The 26,186-nt window shown below is 66.7% G+C and carries 20 protein-coding genes and 1 pseudogene; 9 read left to right on the forward strand and 12 right to left on the reverse strand.

Annotation, left to right across the window (positions count from 1 at the left end):
• Window positions 1-110: 110 nt before the first annotated feature.
• Window positions 111-1,019: a glycosyltransferase family 2 protein gene (locus Q9R33_RS01230; protein WP_311292603.1), complete on the reverse strand. Its 909-nt coding sequence runs from the start codon at window positions 1,017-1,019 to the stop codon at window positions 111-113.
• On the opposite strand from Q9R33_RS01230, the gene Q9R33_RS01235 reads away from it, so the two are divergent.
• The 4 genes from Q9R33_RS01235 (at window position 999) to Q9R33_RS01250 (ending at window position 6,625) form a co-directional block, all read left to right on the forward strand.
• On the forward strand, window positions 999-3,269 hold the full coding sequence (locus tag Q9R33_RS01235; RefSeq protein ID WP_311292604.1) for a glycosyltransferase: 2,271 nt from the start codon (window positions 999-1,001) through the stop codon (window positions 3,267-3,269). The two genes, Q9R33_RS01230 and Q9R33_RS01235, sit on opposite strands and share 21 nt — an antisense overlap.
• 4 nt (window positions 3,270-3,273) lie before the next feature.
• On the forward strand, window positions 3,274-4,320 hold the full coding sequence (locus tag Q9R33_RS01240) for a lysylphosphatidylglycerol synthase transmembrane domain-containing protein (protein ID WP_311292605.1): 1,047 nt from the start codon (window positions 3,274-3,276) through the stop codon (window positions 4,318-4,320).
• Between the two features lie 135 nt (window positions 4,321-4,455).
• A complete protein-coding gene (locus Q9R33_RS01245) occupies window positions 4,456-5,832 on the forward strand; it encodes a DUF6056 family protein (protein ID WP_311292606.1) in 1,377 nt (458 codons plus the stop codon).
• A gap of 43 nt (window positions 5,833-5,875) precedes the next feature.
• The gene (locus tag Q9R33_RS01250; RefSeq protein ID WP_311292607.1) at window positions 5,876-6,625 is read left to right on the forward strand and encodes a polyprenol monophosphomannose synthase; all 750 of its coding nucleotides are present in this window, start codon (window positions 5,876-5,878) and stop codon (window positions 6,623-6,625) included.
• A gap of 23 nt (window positions 6,626-6,648) precedes the next feature.
• On the opposite strand, the gene Q9R33_RS01255 is transcribed toward Q9R33_RS01250, so the two are convergent.
• Window positions 6,649-7,125 carry a GtrA family protein gene (locus Q9R33_RS01255; protein ID WP_311292608.1) on the reverse strand — a complete coding sequence of 159 codons (477 nt, stop codon included), beginning with the start codon at window positions 7,123-7,125 and terminating at the stop codon, window positions 6,649-6,651.
• Window positions 7,126-7,231: 106 nt separating this feature from the next.
• Between Q9R33_RS01255 and Q9R33_RS01260 the strand changes: the two genes are divergently transcribed.
• Window positions 7,232-8,164: a glycosyltransferase gene (locus tag Q9R33_RS01260; RefSeq protein ID WP_311292609.1), complete on the forward strand. Its 933-nt coding sequence runs from the start codon at window positions 7,232-7,234 to the stop codon at window positions 8,162-8,164.
• Window positions 8,165-8,214: 50 nt separating this feature from the next.
• On the opposite strand, the gene Q9R33_RS01265 is transcribed toward Q9R33_RS01260, so the two are convergent.
• Window positions 8,215-9,408 carry an ABC transporter ATP-binding protein gene (locus Q9R33_RS01265; RefSeq protein ID WP_311292610.1) on the reverse strand — a complete coding sequence of 398 codons (1,194 nt, stop codon included), beginning with the start codon at window positions 9,406-9,408 and terminating at the stop codon, window positions 8,215-8,217.
• Window positions 9,408-10,193, reverse strand: coding sequence for an ABC transporter permease (locus Q9R33_RS01270; RefSeq protein WP_311292611.1), 786 nt, complete (start codon window positions 10,191-10,193; stop codon window positions 9,408-9,410). Before Q9R33_RS01270 ends, Q9R33_RS01265 begins: the two co-directional genes overlap by 1 nt.
• 300 nt (window positions 10,194-10,493) lie before the next feature.
• Here Q9R33_RS01270 and Q9R33_RS01275 point away from each other — a divergent pair, with 300 nt between their 5' ends.
• Window positions 10,494-11,345 carry an NAD(P)-dependent oxidoreductase gene (locus Q9R33_RS01275; protein ID WP_311292612.1) on the forward strand — a complete coding sequence of 284 codons (852 nt, stop codon included), beginning with the start codon at window positions 10,494-10,496 and terminating at the stop codon, window positions 11,343-11,345.
• A gap of 113 nt (window positions 11,346-11,458) precedes the next feature.
• Window positions 11,459-13,303 carry a hypothetical protein gene (locus Q9R33_RS01280; protein WP_311292613.1) on the forward strand — a complete coding sequence of 615 codons (1,845 nt, stop codon included), beginning with the start codon at window positions 11,459-11,461 and terminating at the stop codon, window positions 13,301-13,303.
• Window positions 13,304-13,308: 5 nt separating this feature from the next.
• Here the strand turns inward: Q9R33_RS01280 and Q9R33_RS01285 are convergent, their stop codons facing one another.
• The 3 genes from Q9R33_RS01285 to rfbA form a co-directional block, all read right to left on the reverse strand.
• The gene (locus Q9R33_RS01285; protein WP_311292614.1) at window positions 13,309-14,658 is read right to left on the reverse strand and encodes a hypothetical protein; all 1,350 of its coding nucleotides are present in this window, start codon (window positions 14,656-14,658) and stop codon (window positions 13,309-13,311) included.
• Window positions 14,655-16,682 (reverse strand): rhamnan synthesis F family protein, encoded by a 2,028-nt coding sequence (locus Q9R33_RS01290; RefSeq protein ID WP_311292615.1) that lies wholly within the window; start codon window positions 16,680-16,682, stop codon window positions 14,655-14,657. Before Q9R33_RS01290 ends, Q9R33_RS01285 begins: the two co-directional genes overlap by 4 nt.
• 89 nt (window positions 16,683-16,771) lie before the next feature.
• Window positions 16,772-17,647 (reverse strand): glucose-1-phosphate thymidylyltransferase RfbA, encoded by an 876-nt coding sequence (gene rfbA, locus Q9R33_RS01295; protein WP_311292616.1) that lies wholly within the window; start codon window positions 17,645-17,647, stop codon window positions 16,772-16,774.
• Between the two features lie 69 nt (window positions 17,648-17,716).
• Between rfbA and rfbB the strand changes: the two genes are divergently transcribed.
• Together rfbB and Q9R33_RS01305 are read left to right on the forward strand one after the other, a co-directional pair.
• A complete protein-coding gene (gene rfbB, locus Q9R33_RS01300; RefSeq protein WP_311292617.1) occupies window positions 17,717-18,715 on the forward strand; it encodes a dTDP-glucose 4,6-dehydratase in 999 nt (332 codons plus the stop codon).
• A pseudogene (locus Q9R33_RS01305) lies at window positions 18,712-19,266 on the forward strand (dTDP-4-dehydrorhamnose 3,5-epimerase family protein); the annotation flags it as partial. The gene rfbB and the pseudogene Q9R33_RS01305, both read left to right, overlap by 4 nt.
• 27 nt (window positions 19,267-19,293) lie before the next feature.
• On the opposite strand, the gene Q9R33_RS01310 reads toward Q9R33_RS01305, so the two are convergent.
• The 5 genes from Q9R33_RS01310 to Q9R33_RS01330 all read right to left on the reverse strand — a co-directional run bounded on the left by Q9R33_RS01310 (window position 19,294) and on the right by Q9R33_RS01330 (window position 26,139).
• Window positions 19,294-21,672, reverse strand: a complete 2,379-nt coding sequence (locus Q9R33_RS01310; protein ID WP_311292618.1) for an SH3 domain-containing protein — start codon at window positions 21,670-21,672, stop codon at window positions 19,294-19,296.
• A gap of 147 nt (window positions 21,673-21,819) precedes the next feature.
• Entirely contained in the window at window positions 21,820-22,950 is a 1,131-nt protein-coding gene (locus Q9R33_RS01315) for a glycosyltransferase (RefSeq protein WP_311292619.1), read from the reverse strand.
• Between the two features lie 3 nt (window positions 22,951-22,953).
• On the reverse strand, window positions 22,954-24,432 hold the full coding sequence (locus Q9R33_RS01320; protein WP_311292620.1) for an LCP family protein: 1,479 nt from the start codon (window positions 24,430-24,432) through the stop codon (window positions 22,954-22,956).
• Complete coding sequence (purE, locus tag Q9R33_RS01325) at window positions 24,429-24,896, reverse strand: 5-(carboxyamino)imidazole ribonucleotide mutase (RefSeq protein WP_056370576.1); 468 nt, start codon at window positions 24,894-24,896, stop codon at window positions 24,429-24,431. Before purE ends, Q9R33_RS01320 begins: the two co-directional genes overlap by 4 nt.
• Before the next feature lie 106 nt (window positions 24,897-25,002).
• The gene (locus Q9R33_RS01330) at window positions 25,003-26,139 is read right to left on the reverse strand and encodes a 5-(carboxyamino)imidazole ribonucleotide synthase (RefSeq protein WP_056370578.1); all 1,137 of its coding nucleotides are present in this window, start codon (window positions 26,137-26,139) and stop codon (window positions 25,003-25,005) included.
• Window positions 26,140-26,186: the final 47 nt, after the last annotated feature.

Consider the following 26,186-nt stretch of genomic DNA (forward strand, 5'->3'; position numbering starts at 1 on the left):
AAGGCCTGTTCCTCAGTTCCTGCTCGGGTCCGACTCGGTTTCGAGGGTATCCCGCGGCAGATGGGCGGCCGTCATCGGCACCGCAACCGGTTCAGCCGTAGATCGCTAGCTCAACGCCCACGGCGTGAGCGACGCCAGTCGCGCACAGCTGCGGTCAGGTGCTGCCCGAGCGATCGACGCTCGTCGAGCTGTCGTGAGACCTCGTCCTGAATGAAGCGGGTCAGATAGAGCGGCAACCCCGGGCCATTCTGCAGGACATATGCGCGCAGGGCTTCGTCGCGCACGAGTTTGTCATAGTGCTCATGCTCGGCGGCGAGTGCGAACATGCTGTTTCCGAGCTCGCCCTGGACGCCCTGACGTTGCATCCAGAACGCGAGCGGTTCGCCACCCAAAAAGCCGATGTGATGCCGCAGCGCGGTGCGAAGATTGAACTCCCAGTCCTCCACCGCGTGGAGATCCTCGCGGTAATACCCGACCTCGTCATGTAGCGCGCGTCTATAAAGGTACGAGATCGGTACCGCTCGATTGACCTGGAGCAGGTCGGCATACGTGATCTCGGTCAAGTCCGCCCAGAAAGGCGACCTTCCGACCTCGACGAATTCCTCACCGTCCGCGCGCTCGTAGACGATCTCGGTCCGTGTCATCACCCCGATGTCGAGCGGCGTCGCGTCCAGATGACCAACCGTCCGGCTGAGGAATGACGGATGCCAGAGGTCGTCGTCGTCGTGCAGCACAACGAACTCGGTCATCAGAGCGCGGATCCCCAGGTTCGCCGCGGCTGAGCGACCCGTCGCGACCGGATTGTGGCAGACCGTGATCCGTTGTCGCGCGGCCGCTGCCGTTTCCGAGATCGCCGCCTCGACCGGCTCGGGAGGTCCCCCGTCGTTGACGATGCAGATCTCCCAGTCGGCATAGTCCTGGGCGAGAATGTCGCGGAGGGTCCTACGGAGGAACCACGGACGGTTCTTGGTTCGCACGACGACACCGACACGGGCAGGATGCAGGGGCTGGCCGGCCATCGATTCCCTTCGTCGGCGCATGTCCCGCCGACCTTACCACCGGGCCTCAGCCCGACGGTTGCCTATACTCGGGGGATGCTGAGCCGGGCACGCGCGTTGTGGCGCGCCTCAAGAACGCTTCCCCTCATCGGCGCGGCTCTCGCCGGGATCGACCGGCTCTGGTGGGCGAACACGATCCGACGGGCCGACATCGTCGACCTCGAGTTCGTCGCCGGCCAGGGGCACGCCATGTCATCGCGCGCGGCGATAAGGCGCTATGTGCGAGGAGGCTTCCGCTCCGGCTTCGCCCTGAATCCGCTGTTCATGGAGCGGACGGTCTCACGCCAACTCTCGGACGCGGATCGTGTGCCCGCGCTCTACGCATATCTGGTGAACGACCGGAGCGAGCTCGACACAAGTCCTAACTGGGATGCGCCCGGGCTCGCATCAGCCGTGCCCGAGTCCCTGGAGGACCCCGCGGGACCGCTCGGATTCGCCTGGCGGCGCGCCCGCCGGAATGGTTGGATCGACCTCGGCCCCAGCGAGGCTCCCGTGCGCGTGGGGTGGCGCGATGTGATCCACGCGACGACGTCCCGCACTCCCGCATCGACGGGTGCGGTGCCCAGCGGCTCGTCAACGCGATTCGTTTGCGTGCTCGGCCCAGAGGAGCAGGACCCCGATCGCGCGCTCACGCTGGCTGCGATCGCCGCGACGGAACTGGGTGCCAACGTCGATCTCATTCTCACGGGAGAATCGTTCGAGGAGATGGCACAGGCTGCGCTGCTTGCGATGCGACTGACGGCGGTCACGGTGCGGCGGGGCGATCCGGTAGCCTCGTCGGTTCCGCCAGGGGCTCCGTCTCATCTGACGACCGTCTTCCGTGGACCGGGAGCCGAGCTCACCGGAGACGGCCTCCGCCATCTCGCGAGGGAGGGCTCGGTGAGGCCCGCGGCTGCCCTGTGGCTGGCACCCGACGGCGTCATCGCGTCGGCCGGAACCGTCTTCGTGAAGGGGCGTCGCACTGCGCTGCTGAACGGACACCCTGCTGAGGATGCATACCGCGTCGGCTCACTGATCGACGTACCGGAGCTTGCCGGCCCCGCACGCGCCTGGCCTGCGGGATCTTCTCCGACGGCAGCCGGAAGGACGCTCACCAAGACGGTCGTGATGGCTGCGAACGCGCATGTTCCGCCTAACGATGCGGCTGCGACGCCGGATACCGACGTCGACGCGATCCTGGCACCTGCGGGACTTGCGGTCGCGGATCGCACAACTGACGGCGGCGTGCGCTACCGTCGCGTTGCGCCGGCAGGCGCGCACGGACGGCTGCGTCGCCGATGGGCCATCAAGACCGCCTCCCCCGCGGGCACGGCGGGCGAGTCGTGGGGGGACACACATTTCGCGCGCGGCATAGCGGACGCGTTGCGGCGCCTCGGGGAGGAGGTCGTCATCGATGCGTACGACGCTCGGAACCGGCCGACGACGAACCTCGACGATGTCACGCTTACCCTGCGCGGTCCGAAGAGGATCGAATCGCCGCCGACAGGCCGATCGGTGCTCTGGATCATCAGCCACCCTGACGAGATCACACGGGAGGAAGTCCATGGTTTCGATGTAGTGTTCGCGGCTTCGACGAGCTGGGCGGCAAAGGCGGGGGAACTCTTCGACCGTCGGATCGAGCCGCTGCTCCAGTGCACAGACGTCACCCGTTTCCACCCCTCTGGCGCTGCGCGTACCGACGAGATCGTCTTCGTCGGCACGGCGCGCGGCATCGCCCGCCCTGTCGTAGTGGAACCGCTCGCCGCTGGTGTTCCCGTCCGCGTATACGGACCGGATTGGCGCGGCTACATCCCCGCGACGGCGATCGCCGCCACAGGCATTCCCAATCACCTCCTCCCCCGCCTGTACGAGCGCGCGGCGGTGGTCCTCAATGATCATTGGCCGGCGATGCGACGTGAAGGTTTCGTCTCCAATCGTCTCTATGACGTCGTGGCCTCTGGCGGACGCGCGATCTCGGACGACGTCGACGGCATCGACGAGATCTTCGGCGCCGCGGTGCAGACGTTTCGGACGACACGTGAGCTGGTTGCACTGTTCCAGGACGACCTCGACACGCTCTTTCCGGACGAGGCAGAGCTCACCGAAGCAGGCGCGATCATCCGCGAACGGGATTCGTTCGACGCTCGCGCAAGGTCGCTCGTCGCCGCGGCCGACTCCCTTGAGGCGCAGGGGGGTCGCTCAGGGAGCGTGACGGTGCGGCAGGTAGACTGACGCGATGACCGAAGGCGCCGATCTGCCGATGGCGACAGGCGTCGCTTCACCTCGAGACCCCGCGTCACCACCGGAGAACAAGCCTCGCCGGAGGGGGCTGTCCGTGGTCCTGATAATCGTCCGGTATCTGCTCATCACGGCGGTCGTCGCATTCGCCGTGTGGTACTTCGTGCGGATCTGGGGCGATATGCAGGTGGCGATCCAGGAGATGCAACCCTGGCGCCTCGCCGCGTCCTTCTTCGTCCTCCTCATCGGCATGGCACTCAACGTCCTCAGCTGGACGACAATCCTGCGCGGGCTTGGTCACCCGGTGCCTGTGGTCCGCGGCGCGCAGATCATGCTCGTAGGGCAGTTGGGCAAATACGTTCCCGGATCCGTGTGGGCGTATCTCGCGCAGATGGAGCTGGGCCGTCAACACGGCGTCGCACGCGCGCGGGTGCTGGTGACGTCGTTGTACGCCGTGGGTATCGGGGTGGTGTGCTCACTCCTCCTCGGCGCGGTGGCGTTGCCGCACATCGCGTCCGGCCACCCTGAACTGCTGTGGCTGTTCGCCCTCCTCCCGATCGGGCTCGTGTGCCTGCACCCGGCGGTCATGACATGGCTTGCGAACCTGGCCCTGAGGATCTTCCGCCGCCCTCCGCTGGAGCACCGTGTGCAACTCAAGACGATCGCAGTCGCCGTCGCCTGGTGTCTCGCGTCCTACCTTGCCTATGGCGCACATCTCTGGCTTCTCTCCGGCGAGGGCGTGGAGATCTCGAACGTCGGGCTGATGTCCGCGGCGATCGGCCTCGGCTTCACCGCGGGACTGCTCGCATTCGTCCTCCCTTCGGGAGTCGGCGTGCGCGAAGCCGTGCTCATCGGGCTGATGGGCGCGGCGATGACCACCGCAGAGGCCTCGGCCGTGGCCCTGGTCTCTCGGGGCATGTTCACTGCCGGTGACCTGCTGATGGCAGGTACCGCAGCGCTCGCCGCCACCTTCATGCACCGCCGCCTCCATCGCGAGGACGTCCGCACGGCCGAGTACGCGGACGTCGCTGCCGAGCGGCCCTAGCGGCATTCGGAGCGCGCCGGACGCTCGGTTAGTATTGGCCCGGCTACATCGCCACTCACGGAACCCGATCAGCGATCTCCTGATCCCGGGAGCGGGCGCGGAGAGTGCCCATCCCGAGCAGGAGACCGGAAAGACGTGCAGAACTTCGTGCGCTTCGCGCGCCGTCAGGCGCCCCTCATCGTCGCGCTCGCCGTCATCACGGTGGCGTACGCATACCTCCTCCGGAGCGTGCACCGCGTGCCCGGCACCGACGACTTCACCTTCGCCGAGCACGTCGAGCCGTTCGACTCGGTGATCGAGTGGGTCGCTTATCGCTACGAGACGTGGAGCGGGCGCCTGCTGCCGGAATCGTGGCTGTACCTCTTTACGACGGCACCCCTCAACTTGTGGCGACTGACCTCGCTGATCCTCGTCGCCGCATTCGTCGCGGCTCTCATCGCCTACGCCCGCCTTCTGCGTCCGCGCACGAGTCCGGCCGCCGATGCGGCAGCCGCGCTGCTCGCCGGGGCCTTGCTCTTCCTGATGGATGCGGGGGTGCTGCGGGGCGGGTTCACCTGGGTGACCGGGAGCATGAACTACTTCTGGCTCGTACCCTTCGCGCTGATCGGGTTCTATCCTTTCGCCCGCTACGCCGTGCGCGGAAGGCTGCCGCATCCCGCGATCAACGTAGTGGCGGGTGTCGCGGCGGTGGTCGCGGGATGCTCAGCGGAGCAGGTGGGCGCGGTGCTGGTGGTGCTCATGGTCGTCGTGACGATCGACCGCACGATCGCCGCACGACGCACCGGCATGTCCCTCCGCGGCCCGTTGGTTCTCGCCGGATTGAGCGCCGCCACTGTGGCCGCGTTCCTGGTCCTCATGCTCGCGCCGGGAAACAGCAAGCGGGCGGTCCGCGACGCCCAAATCTGGCTGCCCGACTTCTTCACGACTCCCGGCCCCGAGCGATTCGGATACGCAGTTCGGTTCGTGACGGACGGACTCGTCAACCACACCGGTCTCGCACTGCCCATGGTGTGGGTTCTCATCACGCTGATGCTGGTCCGCCGCCGCACGTGGGACGGCCTTTCGGCGGCAGCCCTCGGAGTGTCGCTGACGGGGCTCGCCCTGACCGCGATCCGTCCGCTCGAATCCGGCGCCGTCTTCTTCAATCTCCACGCCGTGTGGAAGGGCGTCCCTGATGAGCCCGTGCCGGTGCTCGTGCTGGTGCTGTGGCTCGCGGTACTTCTCGCGACAGCTCTGCTTCCTTTGGCGCTCCTCAGGAACCGCATGGGTGGCTTCCTCACGCTTCTCATCCTCGGCGCGTACGCGAGCCTCGCCGCGATCTCGCTCTCCGCGTCCATGTACGCGTCCGGACCTCGCGTCATGTTCGTGCCGACGCTGTTCCTTCTACTGGCGGGTTACGCGCTCTTCTGGCGCGCCTTCTCCGTACCCGAGCGCATCGGGACTGCGGCTCTGGCGCTCGTGCTGCTGATCGCCACGACCCAGTACGTCTTCACAGTTACGACACTGCCGTGAATCACGTCCTCGCCCGCCACCTCTACCTTCAGGAGACTGCTCGATGAACCGCACGCTCGTGATCATCCCGACCTACGACGAGCGAGAGAACATCGAGTCGATCGTCCGACGTGCTCTGGGGTCCGCCCAGGTCGACGTCCTCGTGGTCGACGACGGCAGCCCGGACGGGACGGCCGACATCGTCGACGCGATGGCTCGGGCCGACGACCGCATCTCGCTCATGCGCAGAGCAGGCAAGGGCGGCCTCGGGGCCGCGTACACCGCCGGGTTCGCCTACGCCCATGAACGCGGCTATGAACTCGTCGTCGAGATGGACGCGGACGGCTCGCACCCGCCCGAGCGGCTGGATGCGATGATCGCGCGGTTCGACCACGACGCCTCCGACCTCGGCTGCGTAATCGGATCCCGCTGGGTGAAGGGCGGGAGCGTCGTGAACTGGCCGGCACACCGACGACTCATCAGCCGCGCAGGCAGCCTCTACGCCCGCCTCATGCTCGGTGTACCGGTGCGCGACGTGACCGCGGGCTACCGCGTATACCCGACGGCCGTACTACAGCGACTGGATCTGGGTTCGATCGAATCGAAGGGCTACTGCTTCCAGATCGACATGACGCGGCGGGTCCACGGAGCGGGGCTGCGGATCGTCGAACTGCCGATCGAGTTCCGGGAGCGCGAACTCGGCCAGTCGAAGATGAGCGGCGCGATCGTCGTCGAGGCGATGTGGCGCGTGACGGTCTGGGGGTTCCAGCGCGCCGCCGGTGGGACGAGCCGGGTGTTCGGCCAGCGCGGCTGACCCACCGAGTCGTCCCGAGAGTGTCAGGCGGACTCGATCGCCGTGCGTGCGGAGCTCTCGTGGTCGTCGGGGAATACCCAGCGGTCGTAAGTGACGAACCTGAACGCAGTCGCCAGCGCCTGACCGATGAAGGTCCCCGCGATGTTGTCGGCGAGGATTCCCTCGAATCCGAGGACGTACCGCGAGAACGCCAGGCAACCGAGCTGGATTCCGATCGCAGCGATGTTGAGGGCGACGAAGATCACGTACCGCGAGAACTTGCGCTGCAGGGCGCGGGTGCCGAACGTCCAGTAGCGGTTGCCGACGTACGTGACGACGGTCGCTACGACGATGGCGATGACCTTCGCAACGAGCGGCATGTCGTAGAGGGGGCCGTGACCGTCGATGCCGAAGGCCAGAAGGTTGAAGGCGACTGCGTCGACAACGAACGCTGCACCGCCGACGACGAGGAATGCGCCGCTCTTGCGCAGGAAACCGCCGAGTCGGGTCGGCTCGGTCATGTCACTCCTCTCGGCCGCCACGGCAGGATGGGCCGACCGCCCATGATAGCTTGGATGCCGCTTGCGCCCGGCGGGTCCCGGGCGGCTGAGAGGCAAGGAGAGCTGCTTGACCACGCCATCATCCACGATCGCCGCCATCGTGCCCTGCTACAACGAGGAGGCGGCGATTGCGCAGGTTGTCGCCGATCTGCGCGCCGCGGTTCCGGAGATGGCCATCTACGTCTACGACAACAACAGCACGGACGACACCGTCCGCGTGGCGACCACAGCAGGGGCGATCGTCCGTCGCGAGTCTTCGAAAGGCAAGGGGAACGTCGTTCGCAGAGCCTTTGCCGACGTCGACGCCGACATCTATGTGCTGATCGACGGCGATGACACCTATGCGGCCGCCGACTTGCCCGAGATGATCCACACCCTCCGGTCTGGGCCCTACGACCACGTGCTCGGAGTGCGCCGCCAGACGACGACCAGCGCGTATCGCCCGGGCCATGAACTCGGCAACCGCGGTTTCAACTGGTTCGTCGGCAGCGTCTTCAACTCCCCGGTCAGCGACATGCTGAGCGGCTACCGGGTCTTCTCGCGACGCTTCGTGAAGAGCTTTCCTGCGCTGTCCCGAGAGTTCGAAATCGAAACTGAACTTACTGTGCACGCAATGAGCCTTCGCGTTCCCCAAGCCGAGGTGCCGGTTGGCTTCAAGGACCGGCCCGCCGGCAGTGAGAGCAAGCTCCGCACGTATCACGACGGCTTCCGCATCCTGTCGCTTATCATCGGCCTCATCCGGCACGAGCGTCCGATGTTGTTCTACGGGATCGTGGGCGCCCTGCTCACCGTCGTCGCCCTCCTGGTCGGGCTCCCGGTCGTGATCGAGTTCTTCGACACGGGCCTGGTCCCCCGCCTTCCGACGGCGGTGATGGCCGTCGGTGTCGTGATCCTGGCAGTCCTCTCATGGACGATCGGTCTGATCCTCGACGGCGTGCTCAAGGCCCGCCGCGAGCTGAGCCGGCTCAATTACCTCACGTACTCGGCGCCGCCCCGCTGAGGGGCGCCCATCGGCATCGCGGTCACGAGTCGGCGCCACGGGCGCCGCCATCACGAAATGCTGATGGCGGCCGCGACCGTTCCGAGGTTCTCTTCGTGCGTCTTCACCGTGAAGCGGGCGCCCTGCCAGAGGATGTGGGAGTCGATGTCGATCACCTCTGAGGTGTTGGCGTTGACAAAGTACTGCCCCGCCCCAAAGCCCGCGCTCTGGATGTGGAAGTCCACGTGCGCATCTCCAGCAGCGATCGCGGGAAGCTCTTTCGACAGTCGCTGGGTGTTCGATGCGAGCACCATCTGACCCATCGGTGTGTCGATGCTGAAGCCGGCAGCCCACTGCGGCATGTCCTTGTGGGCGCGGACGTGGAGTCGGATGGTGAGGGGTCGCCCCGCCTCCACGACGGTGACCGGCCGCTGGTTCTCGTCGAGGAGCTCGATCCTCTGCAGCTGGATCGGTTTGTCGGCGTCGTCGAGAGGCTTCTCCCCGATGCGGCGCCCTTCGAGGACGTCTCGGAGTGCTCCGATCGCGTCGTTGGTGTCGCCGTCGAACACCAGCTGGCCGTCCTTGAGGACGATGCCGCGATCGCACAACTCGGCGACCTGCGCGGCGGAATGGGACACGAGGATGATGGTGCGACCCTCTTGGCGGAACCGCGCGATTCGCTCCATGCACTTGCGCTGGAACGCCTCGTCTCCCACGGCGAGGACTTCGTCGACCAGCAGGACGTCAGGGTCGGTGTGCACTGCTACCGCGAAAGCCAGCCGGACGAACATGCCGGACGAGTAGAACTTGACCTGTGTGTCGATGAAGTCGCCGATCCCGCTGAACTCCACGATCTCCGCGAACCGCTCTTCGGTCTCGGACCGAGTCATCCCCATGATCGCGGCGTTGAGATAGACGTTCTCGCGACCACTGAGGTCCGGATGGAAGCCGGCACCGAGCTCGAGCAGGGCTGCCATGCGACCGCGCGTGAGGATGGCCCCTGACGACGGCGACACGATCCCGCCGATGAGCTTGAGCAACGTGCTCTTGCCGGAGCCGTTCGGGCCCAGCAGACCGACCGTCGTCCCTGCGTGGATGACGAGATCCACGTCCGACACAGCCGTGAACTGCTCCCGGTGCGCACGGCCTCGTCGGCCGAAGTGGACGACGCGCTCCTTGAGCGAGTTGTCCCTGCGCACCACGAAATGCTTGGTGACGTTCTCGACGCGAACGACATCCGGACCGGGTTTCGACGAGACGACCATCACAGCTCCTGTGCGAAGTTACCCTGGAGGCGGCTGAACACGCGGTGGGCGATGACGACCAGCACGAGGCCGATCACGCCGGCGATACCCATGCGCATCAGCAGGTCCGGCGGATAGTCGGCGGGCGTGCCAGCTCCCCAGAAAGCCTTGTGGAACCCCAGCACTCCGAGCGTCACGGGGTTGTTGGTGTAGACCTCGAGCACCCAATCGGGCACGCCGAACTGCTCGAAGGTCTGCGTCACCATCGTCCACGTGTACACGATCGGCGATCCCCACATCGCGAGCATCATCACCACGTCGATGATGTATTGGATGTCGCGGAGGTAGACGTTCAGCGCGGCAAGCAGGAGCCCGAGAGCCAGCCCGTAGACCAGCATGAGCAGCACCGACGGGAAGAACCACAGCATTTGAGCGGGGGCGGGAAGCGCCTGGAAGACGATGGCGCCTATCAGCAGGACTGTGGTCTGCACGAGGAACATGAAGCCGGCGGCGCCGATGCTCGCCAAGGGGAAGACCTCGCGGGGGAGGTAGATCTTCTTGACCAGACCCGCATTGGTGAGGATGGACGCCGTCGCTCCGAACACCATGTCGGAGAAGAACGCGTAGAGCGTGAGGCCCGAGAAGAGGTAGATGGCGAACTGCGGCACGCCTTCGGCCGCTCGGAGGAATTGGCCGAGCACGAGGTAGTACATGAGGAACTGCACGATCGGCCGGATGAGGGTCCACAGGAACCCCAGCACGCTGTCGCGGTAGCGAGCCTGCAGGTCCCGCCGGATGAGCAGCATCAAGAGGTCGCGTCGGGCGTATAGCTCACCCAGCTTCCCCCCGCGGCCGGGGCCGCTGAGTCCACGCACGTCAGTCGTCGTGAATGGGGTCGCCTCGAGACGCGTGAATCGGGCAGTCGTGTCCAAGAAGCTCCACCTACGTTGCGGTCAACTTCCTCACTATACCCGGGCAACCTTCGCGTTCGAGCGAACACCCCACGGTAGGCTCTCGTGGGGCGTTCGCATGCGCTCTCGTTTGTCGGCAGGGCCGAGCGGTGAGGTCTTTCTCCCGCCCCACCCTCGGATCACAGGAGTCAAGCCATGAGTGCACGGCCGAAGGTCGTCGTGACCGGTGCGGGCGGTTACATCGGCCCGCACGTCGTACGAGGTCTGCTCGAGAGGGACATGGACGTCGTCGCGGTCGTCCGCCCCGGCAACACCACGCAGCTAGATCCTCGTGCGGAGCGCCTCGAAGCCGACATCCTCGCTCCTGGCTTCGATCCCGCCGTCCTCGCCGACGCGGCGCCGCGTCTCGTGCACCTCGCATGGAAGGACGGCTTCACACACAACTCCCCAGCCCACATGGGGCAGGTGTCGGGGCACTATTCCCTCCTGAACGCGCTGGCAGAACGCGGCGTCCGCCGCATCGTCGCCCTCGGGACGATGCACGAAGTGGGGTATTGGGAGGGCGCGGTCGACGAGGACACACCCACTAAGCCCCTGTCGCTGTACGGCGTGGCCAAGGACGCGCTCCGCAAGGCGCTGCCGCTTTCGCTGCCCGAGATGACGAGTCTGGCGTGGGCGCGCTGCTACTACATCTATGGCGACGACCGCCGGAATCGCTCGATCTTCGCCCGCCTACTCGAAGCCGTCGACGAAGGCCGCGAGACCCTCCCCTTCACCACCGGAAAGAACAAGTACGACTTCATCCGCGTCGAGGAGCTCGGTCGACAGCTCGCTGCGCTGACTGCGGCGGAGGAGGTGCACGGGGTTGTCAACTGCAGCACCGGCCTCCCGGTGTCGCTCGCCGAGAAGGTCGAGGAGTTCATAGCGGAGAACGAACTCCCCATCCGTCTGGAGTACGGCGCCTTCCCGGACCGTCCCTACGATTCCCCGGCGACCTGGGGGAACGCGACGCGCATCAACGCGGTCCTCGCGGCGCACCCGTCATGACCGCGGCATCCGAGGTTATGGCGACCCACGCCTCCCCGCTGCGACGTGTACGTGACTTCGCGGTTCGCAATGCCGTGTTCGTCGTCCCGCTAGCCGCCTACCTCATCCTGATCTTGTTCGGAGTCACAACTTCGAGCATCGGCGTCGGCCTGTTGCGCGAGGATCCGTCCGAGCCGCTCGGCTTCCAGATCGGCGGCTCGCAGCCTATCCGCTCCGACGAATACAACACTGAGTCGACGCTGTGGCTGGGCCAGATGGCTGCCGGGTTCGGCCACCTGATCGACCCTTTGAGCGTCTCACCCGCATTCTTCGCGCAGCTGCCGGTCGGGCTGGTCTCCGGCATCGTCTTCTTCGACGGCTCGTTGCTCATGCTGGGCCAGGTGCTGCCGAACGCCATGCTCTTCGCGATGAAGTGGTGGCTCCCCACGCTGCTGCTCTTCATCGGGCTCCCGGTGTGGTTCCGGCAGATCACGGGCTCGCTGCGGTGGGGATACCTGGCCGCGGTGCTCATCTTCCTCGCCCCGTCCTCGATCTGGTGGTCCGGACGCCCCGTCAACACGATCGGCTTCATCGCCGCCGGGTGCGCTCTCGGAATCTTCGCAGCGCGCAAGCTCATCGCAAGACGTTACGTAGTCGGCACCATCGCGGTACTCGGGGCAGGCGTACTCCTCGCTCGGTTCCCGTCCTACTACCAGCCGCTCGCGTTAATCGTCGGCATTCCGATCGTGCTCGCGACGGCCGGGTATCTACTCTTCCAGTACACGACGTGGCGGGACCGCCTGCTCGCGCTCGGACCGCTCTTCCTCTCAGGGGTGCTGTGGACGGGAATGCTGATGCTCGAGAACTGGTCGTCGCTGCAGGCGACGTTCGGCACGCTCTACCCGGGCGATCGACGCTCAACCGGTGAGGCTCACACCATCGGACGCGTATTCGGAGCCACCAATCTCGGGTGGCTCGAGTCGGTAGGCACCGAAGCGGTTGATACCAATCAGACGGAGATCGCGAGCTCGTTCACCGTTCTTCTCATCGTTCTGGCGATGGCTTTCGTCGCACGCCGCTGGAATGCCGGCCGTTCCACCGCGGCCGCCCTCGTTCCCCTGGTCGCAGTGGCGGCCTTCTGGCTGGCGTGGTGCACCCTCAATTGGGGGGCGATTGGCGAGCTGATCCCCCTCGCCAACCGCGTGCCCTCATACCGCGCGACCAACGCGATAGGCTTCATCGCCACCATCGCGTTCTGCCTCTACATGACCACGTGGAAGCGTTCGCACCGACTGGCCGTTCCCCTCGTTATCGCGACGATGGCGGCGTTCCTCTCGGCGTACGCAGGAGCCTCGCTGCAGCAGGGCTATCTCCCTGCCCTCACGACGTGGATGGTCGTGCTCAGCGCGGTCGTCACCGCCGCCGTCGTCTTCGCGCTCCTGTACTGGCCGGGGCGCGCGCTGTCGATGATCGCGGCCGGGGCCGCCTCTGCTGCGATGACGGCGACGGCGGTGCCGATCCTCTTCGGTCTGGGCGATCTGAGGGCTAGCGACACTGCACGGCTCTTCATGGAGTACGGAGCCGAGTCCCGCGCCGAAGGCACGGTCTGGGCGAGCGACTCGGGCTTCGTCGACGCGATGATGATGGCGACGGGCACCCCCTCGCTGTCGGCGCGCCAGCAGATGGGGCCGAATGTCGAGCAGTGGTTGCGGCTGGATCCCGGCGGGACCCACGAGGACGCTTGGAACCGCGCGGGCATGTACTACCGGTTCGACTGGCGGGAAGAGCCCGGCATCGACTTCACGAACACGAATCTGGACGCGCTCGTCATGTCTGCGTCGCCCTGCACCGTCGGCGAGCGCATGCCCGAGCTCGCGTACATCAGTTCGACACACGAGCTTGACCTGCCATGTCTTGAGCCCGCCGGCTCGTTCGGCTGGTCGGGCGAAGATCACTTCATCTACGCGATCGTCGACTGAGTAGGTCAGCCGGAGGCCCGTGCCCGCAGGTCTCCACACGTCACCTCGGCCGTGCGGAACGGGGCGATCGGGATGGCCTGCACGGCGGCGGCGTCGAGATCCTTGCACGATTCGAGCGCAACGGCGACACCATACGACCACTGCGACGCCGTCCAGCCGCGGATCGACACGGTCGAGGCCGACGCAACAGCCATCACCACGATCAGAGCGGCGAGAACCGCGGTGGAGCCCAACGCGGTCGAGAGCGCAGGCCGGGCACGTGCCTGACGCGCCTGAACCCAGACTGCCACTGCGAGTGGAATGGTCGTGAGCATTGCCATCTGAGGCAGCACGCCGTAGCGAGCGTTCTGGGCGCGCTCTCCCAGTCCGGTCGGGCCGTCCGCGTAACGGAAGGCGTCCGTTCCGTCGACGATCGCTCCAGCGCTGTACACCGCGACGGCCGTGAGCAGGAGCATGCCGAGCAGGATCCGCTGATCGGCTGTGCCCTTGACCGCCACGTACACGATCGCGAGGGCGAACGGGATGAGAGCGAGCAGCGGCACGAGTATGCCCGTCGCCGCGACGACGTCGCGCTGGGCGACGAGGTGGGGGACGGCCATCGGAAGCACGACGTTGAGCAACCAGCCCTTCACCAGGGAAGCGAGCCCGATCCATTCGAACCCGGATCCCGGCCGCGGAACGGTGAGGAACGTGATCATCTGCCAGATCACCCCCGCCAGGAGCGCACCCGCGATGGGAAGGCGGCGCCGATCGCGCAGCACGAGGAGCGGCGCGATCAACAGGTACAGCGCGAGCTGCACCTCCGTGGCCGCTGCCACGAACATCGCTGCCGCGAGGACCGCGCTGCTCCACCACGCCTTGGGACGTGCGCACAGCAGCCACAGCCCGAGCCACATCGCGTAGGTGTGAATGTCCGCCATGTTACCGAGCACCTCCTGGCCGGCGAGCGGAACGAGCGCGGTGATCAGCGCGATTGCGAGGCGGGCGGGAGGATAGGGCACGCTCGATCGCGCGAGGAGGTAGACCACTGCGGCCAGGACCCCCGTGACGGCCGCGCACGCGACGAACACCGTGATCGCGTAGTACTCGAGGGGCACCGCCGACACGATGAACGCTGTCATCGCACGAGGCAGCAGGTGCTGATAGCCCGCATATCCTTCGACCAGAGAGGCCGGTCCCAACCGAAGGAACTCGGGCAGGAACAGGAAGCCGTCCTCTGCCCACGGCACGTCGTACTCGCCGCGGGGGACGCGGACCAGGACCATGGCCGTGCCCAGCACGCCCACGATCGCCGCGGTGAGCCACTCGCTCAGACCGATGGGTGCTCCGGCACCGCCGGCACGGGTGCCGCTCACCGGGGAATCGCGCCCGGCTCCCAGTCGGTGCCGGTCTGCGCGACGCCGTCCAGGGCCTCGTCGCGGGCGTCCTCCATCTGGCGCCGCTCGATCTCCCGCCATTCGCCGGGATGCCGCATGCGCCACAACCAGTGATGCAGGATTCGGGCGGGGCGATCGAGGGGCTTGAGCATACGAGCTAAGCGGGGGTGGTTCAGCTTCAGGTAAACACGCGTGAGCGCCACGATCCCGCCGTGCCCCAGCCAACCCGCGCGGTGGAGGAACTGGATCTGGTCGATTGGATACCCGGGCATCGTTGCGCCCATCTGATCGAGCTTGAAGTCCAGTGCGGTGTGACTGATCGACATCTGCTCGAGACTCGCAATTGTTCGAGTGTGATACCCCCGCTCAGCGGCGGCGTAGGCGATGATCCGCTCCTGCACATGTGCGAGGCTGCCATCTTTATGGCGGGTCGGGGGCGAATAGTCCTCGTACCGCCATTCGCGATCCGTGAGGATCTTCAGAGCCTCCGGTCGAGCGAACCACATGCATCCGAACGGGGCGAGGGGGGAGACGTCATCGAAGGGAACGCTGATGCCGAGTTCGTCGCACAGCTCACGTGCCGGTTCCTTGTTCGCGTACCACCCACGACCCATCGTGGGGTAGCCGATATGAATCATCGGGGGAAACGCGAGGCCGAGCCCGGGCTCACGCTGGAACAGAGCCACGGCGTTCGCGGCGAACCCAGGCGAGTTCAGGACGTTGTCAAGCTGTTGGAGCTTGAACCAGCGTCCCGCATTGAACGAGTCCTGGACGGTCTTCTTCGAGTGGATCTTGACCACGAGGTCGTAGCGGCCGACCTCGAGCACGTCACGACACCCGATGAAGAACGCGCTGAGGTCACGGCCGCGGTTCGAAGGGAGTACGCGAACCTCGGCATGCGCCACGCGAGCGTCCGCGCGCCGCTCCAGCGCCGCCGAGATGGTGGCGGCCTTGTCGTGATCGGTTGTCGTGACGAACAGGTCGAAATCGGATGGGAGCATGACCAGGCGATCCATCAACTCATCGGTCATGTCGTCATAGAAGATGTGAACGACTGCAGCGATGCGCAGAGGATTCTGCGGGTCGTATGAGACGTCCACGTCCGGAAGCACTTCGAGCATTGCTGCATCCGCGTGTAAGGTCTTGGGCTGCGAATTGCGGACGAGATTGCTCCAGATCATGGCGACCGGATAGCCGTAACTCTCTGCTTTCTCGATGGTCCAGCGCCCGATCACCGCATGTTGATCCAGGTACGGCGGATAGTGGAAGAACGGACGTCGCTTCAGCACCGGGCACCCGTCGTCCAGGAGCAGATCCGCGTTTATCAGCGCGGGGTGCCCTGACGGATAGTCGGCTTCCGGGAAAGCCACGCCGGAAGTGAATCCAAGTTCCTCGAAGTAATGGGTGAACCGCGACTCGTGGTTCAGAATCGAGTCAACGTACGTGGTGATGGGCGGCATCTTCTGCCAGTAGTCCCGCCACTGCTGGGACAGGAAGAGCTCTCGACGCACGACGTTCCAGTGGGACTGGTTGTGGCGATGGAGGACACCCTCCTTGGTGAAGGGGTTCGGTGTTTCCTCACCGTAGTCGGTCATGCCCCAAAAGTGGACGGGTTCGGCGTTCATGCGGTCGAAGACGGGACCGAAGGGACGAACGGGCCCGAAGAACGTGTAGTTCATCAGTACGAGCTCGTCGTACTCCGCGAGCCTCTCTTCGCCGAACTCCTCCATCGCCGCCTTGTACGCCCAGACATCGAAGCCGGTGTTCTCGCGTTGCCACACCGTATCGGCGACCGCTTCAAGTCGCGCACGCCCTGTGTCCGTGAGATCGCCGTTGACGACCACGAAGATGTGATCGGAGTACTCCCGCAGCGCTTCCAGCTTGTACGGGATGTAGTCGTCGATCTCGCCCCGGTGGTCGTACACGAAGTAGAAGATGACCCGCCGGCCCCCGGCGGGAAACGGGGCAGGACTCGTTACGTCAGCGCGCTGCTCGATCTGCAAAAGCTCACTCCTCGACATGGCAGGCGCATCCCTCGTGCGCGCCTGGACCCGCCCACGCAGTGCAAATGGGCCCGTGCGATTCTACCTGCCTAACTGTGCAGACCTTGAGCGAGGATCTCCAGGAGATAGCGCCCATACCCGCTCTTCACCAGCGGCTCTGCCCTGACGCGCAGCTCGTCGTCCGTGAGGAAGCCCAATCGCCATGCCACTTCCTCGGGGCAACCGATTGACAGCCCCTGCCGTTTCTGCACGGTGGCGATGAACTCGGTCGCCTCCCGCAGGGAGTCGAAGGTCCCGGTATCGAGCCATGCGGTGCCGCGAGGCAGCACCTCAACCTGAAGAGCGCCGCGCTCGAGATACACACGATTCAGATCGGTGATCTCAAGCTCTCCTCGCGCGGAGGGGCGAAGGTCCTTCGCGATGGCGACAACGTCGTTGTCGTAGAAGTACAGACCCGGGATCGCGTAGTGACTGCGCGGCGCTGTCGGCTTCTCTTCCAGCGTGAGCGCGCGACCGCGCGCGTCGAACTCGACGACGCCGTATGCGCTCGGGTCCGCGACCCAATAGCCGAAGACCGCCGCGCCGTTCAGGTTCTGATAGCGACGCAATCTGGTGCCCATGCCGGGGCCGTAGAAGATGTTGTCGCCGAGCACCAGCGCGACGGAGTCGCTTCCTATGTGGTCGGCGCCGATGACAAAGGCCTGGGCGAGTCCGTCCGGCGACGGCTGCTGGGCGTAGGTCAGCGAGATGCCGAAGCGCGAGCCGTCGCCAAGGAGCCGCTCGAACTGCTCCGCATCGTGGGGGGTCGTGATGATGAGGATGTCGCGGATGCCCGCGAGCATAAGCGTCGTCAGTGGATAATAGATCATCGGCTTGTCGTAGACCGGCACGAGCTGCTTCGAGACCCCGAGAGTGATGGGATGCAAGCGTGAACCGGTGCCGCCTGCCAGGATGATTCCACGCATGCCGTCTAGTCTCGACCATGGGGCGCGATCCCGCCAAACCCACGTCGGCGGGCACAGTATTCTGGAACGATGCGCAGACTTCTCGTGACCGGGGGCGCCGGCTTCATCGGATCCGACTTCGTCCACTACGTCCTGGAGCACACTGACGACACCGTCACCGTGCTCGACCGGCTCACCTACGCCGGCAACACGGCGTCCCTCGAGGGACTCCCCAGCGATCGGTTCCGTCTCGTCCACGGCGACATCTGCGACGCCGAACTGGTCAACGCGCTGTTCGACGAGCACGACGCCGTCGTGCACTATGCCGCCGAGTCGCACAACGACAACTCGCTCACCGGTCCCGCACCGTTCGTCCAGACGAACGTCGTCGGGACGTTCACGCTCCTCGAGGCCGCGCGACTCACGGGAATCCGCTTCCATCACATCTCGACCGATGAAGTGTACGGCGACCTCGAGTTCGACGACCCCGAGCGTTTCACCGAGAGCACGCCCTACAACCCCTCAAGCCCGTACTCGTCGACGAAGGCTGGCTCCGACCTGCTCGTGCGAGCCTGGGTCCGCTCGTTCGGGGTCCGCGCGACGATCAGCAACTGCTCGAACAACTACGGACCACGGCAGCACGTCGAGAAATTCATCCCGCGTCAGATCACCAACGTGATCGACGGCGTCCGCCCACGCCTCTACGGCGACGGTCTGAATGTGCGCGACTGGATCCACGCCGACGACCACTCCTCCGCTGTGTTGCGGATCCTCGACGCCGGTGCGATCGGCGAGACTTATCTCATCGGCGCCGACGGCGAGAAGACAAACCGCGAGGTCGTCGAGCTGATCCTTGGGGTGATGGGGCAGCCCATCGACGCGTACGACCTGGTGGTCGACCGGCCCGGCCACGACAAGCGCTACGCGATCGACTGGTCCAAGCTCCACGACGAGCTCGGATGGCAGCCGCAGTTCCGCGACTTCGCCACGGGACTCGCGAACACCGTCGCCTGGTACCGGGCGAATGAGGAATGGTGGCGTCCGCAGAAGGCCGAGACCGAGAGCAAGTACGCGAAGGTCGGCCAGTGACCATCCGGTTCGGGCTGTCGCTCTCCGTGGAGGAAACACCCATCGCCGGGCTGCAGCGGTGGGACATCCCTGTGCACGGCGACAACCGAGGGTGGTTCAAGGAGAACTGGCAGCGGCAGAAGATGGTCGAATTGGGCCTACCGGATCTCGGTCCTGTCCAGAACAACATCTCGTTCAACCGCACTGCCGGGACGACCCGTGGCATCCACGCGGAGCCCTGGGACAAGTACATCTCGGTGGCCAGTGGCAGCGTGTTCGGTGCTTGGGTGGATCTTCGTGAAGGACCGGGGTTCGGCTCCGTTTACACGACGGTCATCGACCCATCGGTCGCGATCTATGTGCCGCGCGGAGTCGGGAACGCCTTCCAGACGCTGGAGGACGCGACCGCCTACACGTACCTCGTCAATGATCATTGGTCGGCGGGCGCTGAGTACACCTTCTTGAACCTTGCCGACGAGACGGTCGCCATCCCGTGGCCGATCCCGCTCGGCGATGCTGAGCTCTCCGACAAAGACCGCGCGCACCCGCGGCTCGGTGACGTCGTGCCGATGGCCTCCTGAATACGATCGTCGGCGGTATCAGCGAACGTACTGGCTGCTGACCCAGCCTGACCGGTTTTGATACGACACTTCGTACCATCCGGCCGTCTGCGAACGGACGTCGAGGGACGTTCCTGCGGGGATGATCAGGATCACCGGAGCGGTCGTCGAGGCGGAGGAGCGCAGGTTCACCGCTGCCGTCGTCGTCACCGTCTGGGACAGCGTCAGCCGGTCGGTGGGAATCCACAGCATCTGCCCGCCGACCTCCGCCCAGTACCAACTCGACCAGCGCGCGTGCAGCGTGACCGATGTGCCTGCGGCGGGGGAGACGACACCTGCGGTGCACAAAGTGGACGGCGCCGGACGCGCGGTGGCCCCCTCGCGGGCCGTAGCCGTCCCGGACGCGCCGACGACCTCCTCGTAACGTGGCTGCACGCACGTCGACGGCGCAGCCGCCGCGAGATCGGTGGCGCGGACCCACAGCTGTGCGCCGCCCGACTCAATCCAGTACCAGTCCGACCACTTCGCGAGGAGATCTACCCTCGTACCCGCCGAAAGCTGAGTCGACCCGGATTCGCACGCCGCGTCGGGTGCCTGGCGGGCCGTGATCGTCGTTGCGGCGAACATGGCGCCGGAAGCGCTCGAGACCTGTGCGAACGGCGGCTGAGTGCACGGGGCATAGGCCTTGAGCTGGGCCTTCGGGATCCAAACCATCGATCCCGAAGCGCTCACCCAGTACCAGTCCGACCATTCCGCCGAGACCGTGACTCGCACGCCCTCTGTCACGTTGATGGCTCCCGCCGTACAGGACGAATTGGGCGCGACCCGAGCTGTGAGGCCGCTCGCAGCCACCATCGTCCCCGTTGCGCCGCGAACCTGCTCGTACGGAGGCTGAGTGCAGGGGTCCGCCGCCGCTGCGAGCTGGGACTTGGGCACCCAGAGCATCGCGCCGTTCGCCGACACCCAATACCAGTCGGACCATTGCGCGGACAGCGTGACGCGCGTGCCCTTAGCGAGCGCGACCGACCCCGCGGTGCAGTCGACGTTCGCCGACGTCCGGGCCGTGACGCCCGCCGTCGTTACCATGGTTCCCGCGGCGCCCACCACTTCCGAATAGGGCGGTTGCGTGCAGGGCTCGGGAGGCGGCGCGAGCTGACTCTTCGGGATCCAGAGCATCGCACCTCGGTAGTCCGCCCAGTACCAATCCGACCACTCCGCCGCCAGCGTGACCCGGGCTCCCGCAGCGAGCTGTGCAGACCCGGCGGAGCAGCCGGTGCTCGCCGTCGCCCGTCCGGTGACCGCCGTGGCGGTGACCATCGTCCCGCTGGCTGAGCGGACCTGCGTATAAGGTGGCTGCGCACACGCATCGGATGCGTTGAGGTGCGACTTCAGCATCCAACGCATGTTGCCGCCGACATTGACCCAGTACCAGCTGTTCCACTCGGCCTGTACGCTCACTGCCAACCCTGCGGGCAGCCACAGCGCGTCGTTGTTGCAGCCCTCGCTCGGCGCAATTCTGGCCGGCACTGTCGCCGCGGCGGTCAGGATGCCCGCTGCGCTGCTCACCTGCGCAAACGGCGGCTGAGCGCAGGGGTCTGTTGTCGAGCCGAACCAATCCGTGAAGTACTGGAAAAAGTTGCGGTTGCCGTAGCTCGAGCACCCGTCGCCTTCGCCGTAGCCGGCACGCAGCGCAGCAGCGTTGGGCTGGTATGGCGTGTAGTAATAGAGGTCAGCCGTAGCCTGGTTCTGAATGTACACGGGTGACGAGCCGCACCCGGCATTCGGGTGCCAGCGCACATTCCACGTCTTGCCCGGGGCGTACCACGTGAAGTATTGACTCGTTCCCGGCGGGTTGGCGTACCGCTTCAGCTGCCACGCAGCGCCGTAGACCTGGTTGAAGAACCCGTAGTACCTGGTGTCGCACGCCGCAGTGTCGGGGCAGCCCTGCCCCATCGCGATCGTGTAGCGCCAGTCCGACGGCCAGGTATGGGTCACCAGTCCCTGCTCCTTCTGGAGCATCACCAGGATCACCTGCGGGTTGATGCCGCACGCCTGCGCGACCTTGTAGATGATCGCCGACGCCCGTTCACGGATCCCCCCGGAGTAGGCGCCGCACATGGCGTCGGGGCTCGTCGTCCGGGAGGTATCGTAAGCGTCCTTCAGGCAGGTGTACCCGGACTGGCAACTGGGCACCCTGGACTGCAGGAACGACTGGATCTGGGCCTCCGTCATCGTTCCGCGATCGAAGAACTTCGCGTCGCTGATGATGTTGCCAGGCTGAAACTGCGACAGGTCCGCCATCTTGGCGATCCCACTGGCCGCTGCTTCCGCCGCCACCGCGGCATCGACCTGCTCCGACTGAACCGCCGACGCTGTCGCCGGCGCCAACAACAACCCCGCGACGAGGCTCACCACCATCGCGACAACATCGACCCGACGTCGCGCAGGCGCGCGACGTGCCCCCCTGTAACCTGCAGCCACGCGACCAGTGTGACGCATGGGACACATGGTAACGCGGCGCCTCGCCGAAAGAATAGGCCGATCCGCGAGCTTAACGCACTGCTGTCAGAGCTCGGCGTGCAGCATCCACACCTTGTCGGCGGCCTCGCGCCACGAGAACGCGCGACCGCGATCCCCCGCGAGCACGCCGAGACGCTCGGCGGCGGCGGTCGATCCGAGCCCCGTCGCCAACGCCGCGCCGAGCGCGTCCGTGAGGCTCGCGGCATCCGTTCCCGAAACCAGCTCTCCCCCGTCGAACACGACCTCGTCGTGCACCGCTGACGAAGCTGCGATCACCGGCACACCGAGCGTCAGGGCATCGACCACGCGCCATGGGAACGCAGCCCGGCGCGAAGGCGCCACGAACGCGACCGCGGCACCAAACACCGCGGCCCGGTCGGAGGCATCCAGAACCCCACGCACGTGCAGCGCGCGCTCTGGCAACCCTGCCGCAGACGCGAGATCGGCAACCATCGGCTCGTGTCCCTCCTCGACGTCGATCACGACCACCGGCAGATCGACACCGGATACCGCCACCGCCCCGAGCCCGGCATCCAGACCCTCCGACCCCAGAGGTCCGCCCGCGAGCAGCACATACCCCTCCGGGAGACCGAACGAGCGACGCCGCCCCACCTCATCCGTCGGAACCGAGAACTCGAGAGGGGACGCCCCGGCGATGACCCTCACCCGGTCTTTCAAGTCGGGTGCGATCTCCAACAGCCGCGCTGCCAGCGAGTGCGTCGGCACCACCAGGGCGTCCGCGTGCTTCACCGCGCGCTTCAGCATCGCCTTGTGCCACGCCACCACCGCCCGGGGCAGCTCCGAGGGCGACTCCCACGGCCGAAGGTCCCAGACCGTGACGACGGCCTGATCGTGGTCGTGCACCCGATCGTGGCGCACCAGCGGCGCGAACAGCGTCGGCGAGTGGATCATCCCACCGCCAATGCCGGTACCCACGCCCAACTGCAGCGCAGCCGCGAGCTCGCGCCGCGGCAGGGCCGTGCGACGCACGCCCGCCAGACCCGGCACCGCGTCCAAAGCTCCATCCACCCCGCCGGCCGGCGCGATCGCCTCGACCTCGCAGCCCGACGGCGCTCCGAGCACCAGCGCCCGCGCGAGCTCGCGCGACGCCTCGACCAACTCGGGCTCGGAAGGCGCTACCAGCTGATCCAGCATGACGCGCAGCGTGGCGACCATCGATCAGCCCGCCGGAGTCGGGGTCGGCGGGTGAAGCGTCGTCTGCACGAGCTCCGCGATGTACGCCCAGTCGGGGCTGAACTCGTCGATGCCTTCGGCAGGCGTCAGCTCGAGCGTCTGCACGGGCTCCTCCTTCGCCTTGACCGCGAGGTCGACGAGCGTCGGGATGAGCGACTGCGGCAGGTCCGTCTCCACGATGTCGGCACCGGCGGCCGCGACGTCCTGGAAGCGGGTCAGCACGACCTGCGGCGTGAACTGGGCGAGGATCGCCTCCTGGAGCTCACGCTGGCGCCTCATGCGATCGAAGTCGCTGGTCGTGTACCGCGAGCGGGCGTACCACTGGGCGGTGTCGCCGTCCATGTGCTGCTGGCCGGCCTCGATCCAGCCGGTCGCCCACGCGTCGACGTTGTGCGGGTCGACGCCCTCGGGCGGGCCGCCCTTCGGGAGCCGCTCGACGACGTTGATGTCCACCCCGCCGAGCGCGTCCACCAGCGACGCGAACCCGTGCATGTCGACGAAGACGTAGTAGGGGATCTCGATGCCGAGGATCCCGGAAGCCGCGTCCTTCGTGGCCTCGATCGCCGGCGTCGAACCCTGAGCCTCAGCATCCGGATACAGCCCGGTCCCGCGATCTTCGCGACACTGCTCGACGGCATTCGTCAGCTGGTTGATCCCGCTCCCCCAGCCGCAGGTGGGGTCGCCGTGCCCTTCGAAGCCGTTGGGGTACTCGTCCTGCATCGGGCCCTCGGCGAACGGGAAGTTGGGCATGTCACGGGGGATGCCGGTGATCGTGGTCGCACCGGTAACGGCGTTCACCGAGACCACCGAGATGCTGTCGAACCTCATCGAGTCGCGGCCCTCGCCGCTGTCGGCGCCGAGCAGGAGGATGTTGTAGTAGCCGTCTGACGGGGGCACGGTCGGCCCGCTCGCTCCGAAGATGTTGCTGATCGTCGAGCGCACGGTGCCGACCGCGTTCGACGCGTACACCGCGGTTCCGCTCGCGACCACGAGAAGTCCGACGGCGACCAGCGCGATGGCGAACCGTGCGATGCCCCCCGTCTTGACCAGCCGCACCAGGCGCAGCGTGTCGATCGTCAGCACGACCCACAGCACGGCGTACGCGATCAGCAGCCCCTGCGCGATCAGCAGCGGCAGCGGGCGCAGCAGCCCGAGCCAGTCGGGAAGCCACGCGCTCGTCACGATGCTCAGCCCCGCCGTGGGGGCGAGCAGCGCGAACAGCAGCGCGACGACGAGCAGCGTCCACATCACCAGCGTCGCGGCGATCCCGAAACGGCCCAGCTTGCGGTTGCCCGCGAGCACCTGCGCAGAACCCGGGATGAGGAAGTTGAGCCCGACCAGCCACCACCCTCGGCGGGTCATCACGGCGCGGGACGAGGCATCCGGATTCCTCATCGGGCGCTCCTCGACCACACCCGGACGAACCGGGCGGGCCGTGGTGCGAGGTGCACTCATGACGCTCACAGCGACTCCTTGAGCCGCCGGTTCTTCTGCTCGACCTGCGCTTCGAGATCGCGGGCGTAGGCCTCGACGCGGTCCGCGACCTCTGCGTCGGCGCTGCCGAGGATGCGGGCGGCGAGGAGTCCGGCGTTCTTGGCGCCGTTGATGGAGACGGTGGCGACCGGGATGCCGGCGGGCATCTGCACGATGCTCAGGAGCGAGTCCATGCCGTCCAGGGTCGCCAGCTGCACGGGAACGCCGACCACCGGGAGGGCGGTGAGGGATGCCAGCATGCCGGGGAGGTGTGCAGCGCCTCCGGCGCCGGCGATGATGACGCGCAGCCCGCGCGCCCGCGCCTCACGCCCGTAGCGGACGAGCTTGTCGACCGTGCGATGCGCCGAGACGACCTCGACCTCGTGCGGGATGCCGAAGTCGGTGAGCGCCTGAGAGGCGTCGCTCATGACCCGCCAGTCGGAGTCGGAGCCCATGACGACGCCGACGAGCGGCGCCTCGGAGGAATGAAGGGGCGCAGTCACTCGTCAAGGCTAGGGGGCGTGGCTGGAAACTCCCCGCAACGGCGCGCTTCCGAGGATGTCAGTCCAGGAAGAAGGATGCTGCGGCGCGAGCCTGGTACGCCACGTCATCGAGCTCGTCGCCCACGACGTTGACGTGCCCGACCTTGCGGCCAGGGCGCGGCGCCTTGCCGTAGGTGTGGACCTTCGCCTGGGGGTGCTCGTCCATCGCCGCGGCGAACCGCGCGTCGAGGGACTCCTCCGCCGGGCCGCCGAGGATGTTGACCATCACGGCCCATCCGGCGACGGGGTCGGTGTCGCCGAGGGGCAGATCGAGCACGGCGCGGAGGTGCTGTTCGAACTGGCTCGTGACGGCGCCGTCCTGGCTCCAGTGGCCGCTGTTGTGCGGGCGCATGGCGAGCTCGTTCACGAGGAGCCGCTCGTCGGTCGTCTCGAAGAGTTCGACCGCCAGCATCCCGGTCACGCCCAGGCCCTCGGCGATCGAGACGCCGATGCCCGCGGCCACCTGCTGCAGGCGGTCGCTGGAGTGAGGGGCCGGCGCGATCACCTCGGCGCACACGCCGTCGCGCTGCACGGTCTCGACCACCGGGTAGGCGCGGACCGCGCCCGACGGGCGACGGGCGACCTGCTGCGCGAGTTCGCGCGTGAAGTCGACGAGCTCCTCCACGAGGAGGGCACCGCCGTGGGTGTCCTCGGCGAGCGTCGCGAACCAGTCGTCGGCCTCGGTGCCCGCCGACACGACCCGCACGCCCTTGCCGTCGTAGCCACCGCGTGGGGTCTTCACGACAGCGCGGCCGCCATGGTCGTCGATGAAGGCCTGCAGCTCGTCGGCGTTCGTGACCGCCGCCCAGTCGGGCTGCGGCATCCCGAGCTCCTGCAGACGTGCGCGCATGACGAGCTTGTCCTGCGCGAACTTCAGCGCATCGGGGCCGGGGTGCACGGAGATCCCCTCGCCGACGAGGGTCGCCAGCACATCCTGCGGCACGTGCTCGTGGTCGAAGGTGACGACATCGACCTCGCGGGCGAAGGCGAGCACGGTGGCGGCATCGCGGTAGTCGCCGACAGCGGTCGCGGCGAGCGATGCCGACATCCCCTCGTCTTCGGCGAGCACCCGGATCTCGACTCCGAGCTCGACCGCCGGCGCGATCATCATGCGGGCCAGCTGCCCACCCCCGACGACTCCGACTCGCAGCGCCATGCCATTCCCTCTCGTCAGCCTCCGTCCATCATCCCGCACCCGTGGGA

Origin of the sequence: Microbacterium sp. PRC9, assembly GCF_031844125.1 — a bacterium.
Classification (GTDB): domain Bacteria; phylum Actinomycetota; class Actinomycetes; order Actinomycetales; family Microbacteriaceae; genus Microbacterium.

What these genes read in the sequence shown, in the direction of transcription:
- Q9R33_RS01230 (WP_311292603.1), bottom strand. Translation starts at nt 1,019, where the DNA reads ATGGCCGGCCAGCCCCTGCATCCTGCCCGTGTCGGTGTCGTCGTGCGA.
- Q9R33_RS01275 (WP_311292612.1), top strand. Translation starts at nt 10,494, where the DNA reads ATGAGTGCACGGCCGAAGGTCGTCGTGACCGGTGCGGGCGGTTACATC.
- Q9R33_RS01255 (WP_311292608.1), bottom strand. Translation starts at nt 7,125, where the DNA reads ATGACCGAGCCGACCCGACTCGGCGGTTTCCTGCGCAAGAGCGGCGCA.
- Q9R33_RS01315 (WP_311292619.1), bottom strand. Translation starts at nt 22,950, where the DNA reads ATGGTCGCCACGCTGCGCGTCATGCTGGATCAGCTGGTAGCGCCTTCC.
- Q9R33_RS01235 (WP_311292604.1), top strand. Translation starts at nt 999, where the DNA reads ATGCAGGGGCTGGCCGGCCATCGATTCCCTTCGTCGGCGCATGTCCCG.
- Q9R33_RS01240 (WP_311292605.1), top strand. Translation starts at nt 3,274, where the DNA reads ATGACCGAAGGCGCCGATCTGCCGATGGCGACAGGCGTCGCTTCACCT.
- Q9R33_RS01270 (WP_311292611.1), bottom strand. Translation starts at nt 10,193, where the DNA reads ATGCTGCTCATCCGGCGGGACCTGCAGGCTCGCTACCGCGACAGCGTG.
- Q9R33_RS01330 (WP_056370578.1), bottom strand. Translation starts at nt 26,139, where the DNA reads ATGGCGCTGCGAGTCGGAGTCGTCGGGGGTGGGCAGCTGGCCCGCATG.
- rfbB (WP_311292617.1), top strand. Translation starts at nt 17,717, where the DNA reads ATGCGCAGACTTCTCGTGACCGGGGGCGCCGGCTTCATCGGATCCGAC.
- Q9R33_RS01310 (WP_311292618.1), bottom strand. Translation starts at nt 21,672, where the DNA reads ATGGTGGTGAGCCTCGTCGCGGGGTTGTTGTTGGCGCCGGCGACAGCG.
- Q9R33_RS01265 (WP_311292610.1), bottom strand. Translation starts at nt 9,408, where the DNA reads ATGGTCGTCTCGTCGAAACCCGGTCCGGATGTCGTTCGCGTCGAGAAC.
- Q9R33_RS01250 (WP_311292607.1), top strand. Translation starts at nt 5,876, where the DNA reads ATGAACCGCACGCTCGTGATCATCCCGACCTACGACGAGCGAGAGAAC.
- purE (WP_056370576.1), bottom strand. Translation starts at nt 24,896, where the DNA reads ATGGGCTCCGACTCCGACTGGCGGGTCATGAGCGACGCCTCTCAGGCG.
- rfbA (WP_311292616.1), bottom strand. Translation starts at nt 17,647, where the DNA reads ATGCGTGGAATCATCCTGGCAGGCGGCACCGGTTCACGCTTGCATCCC.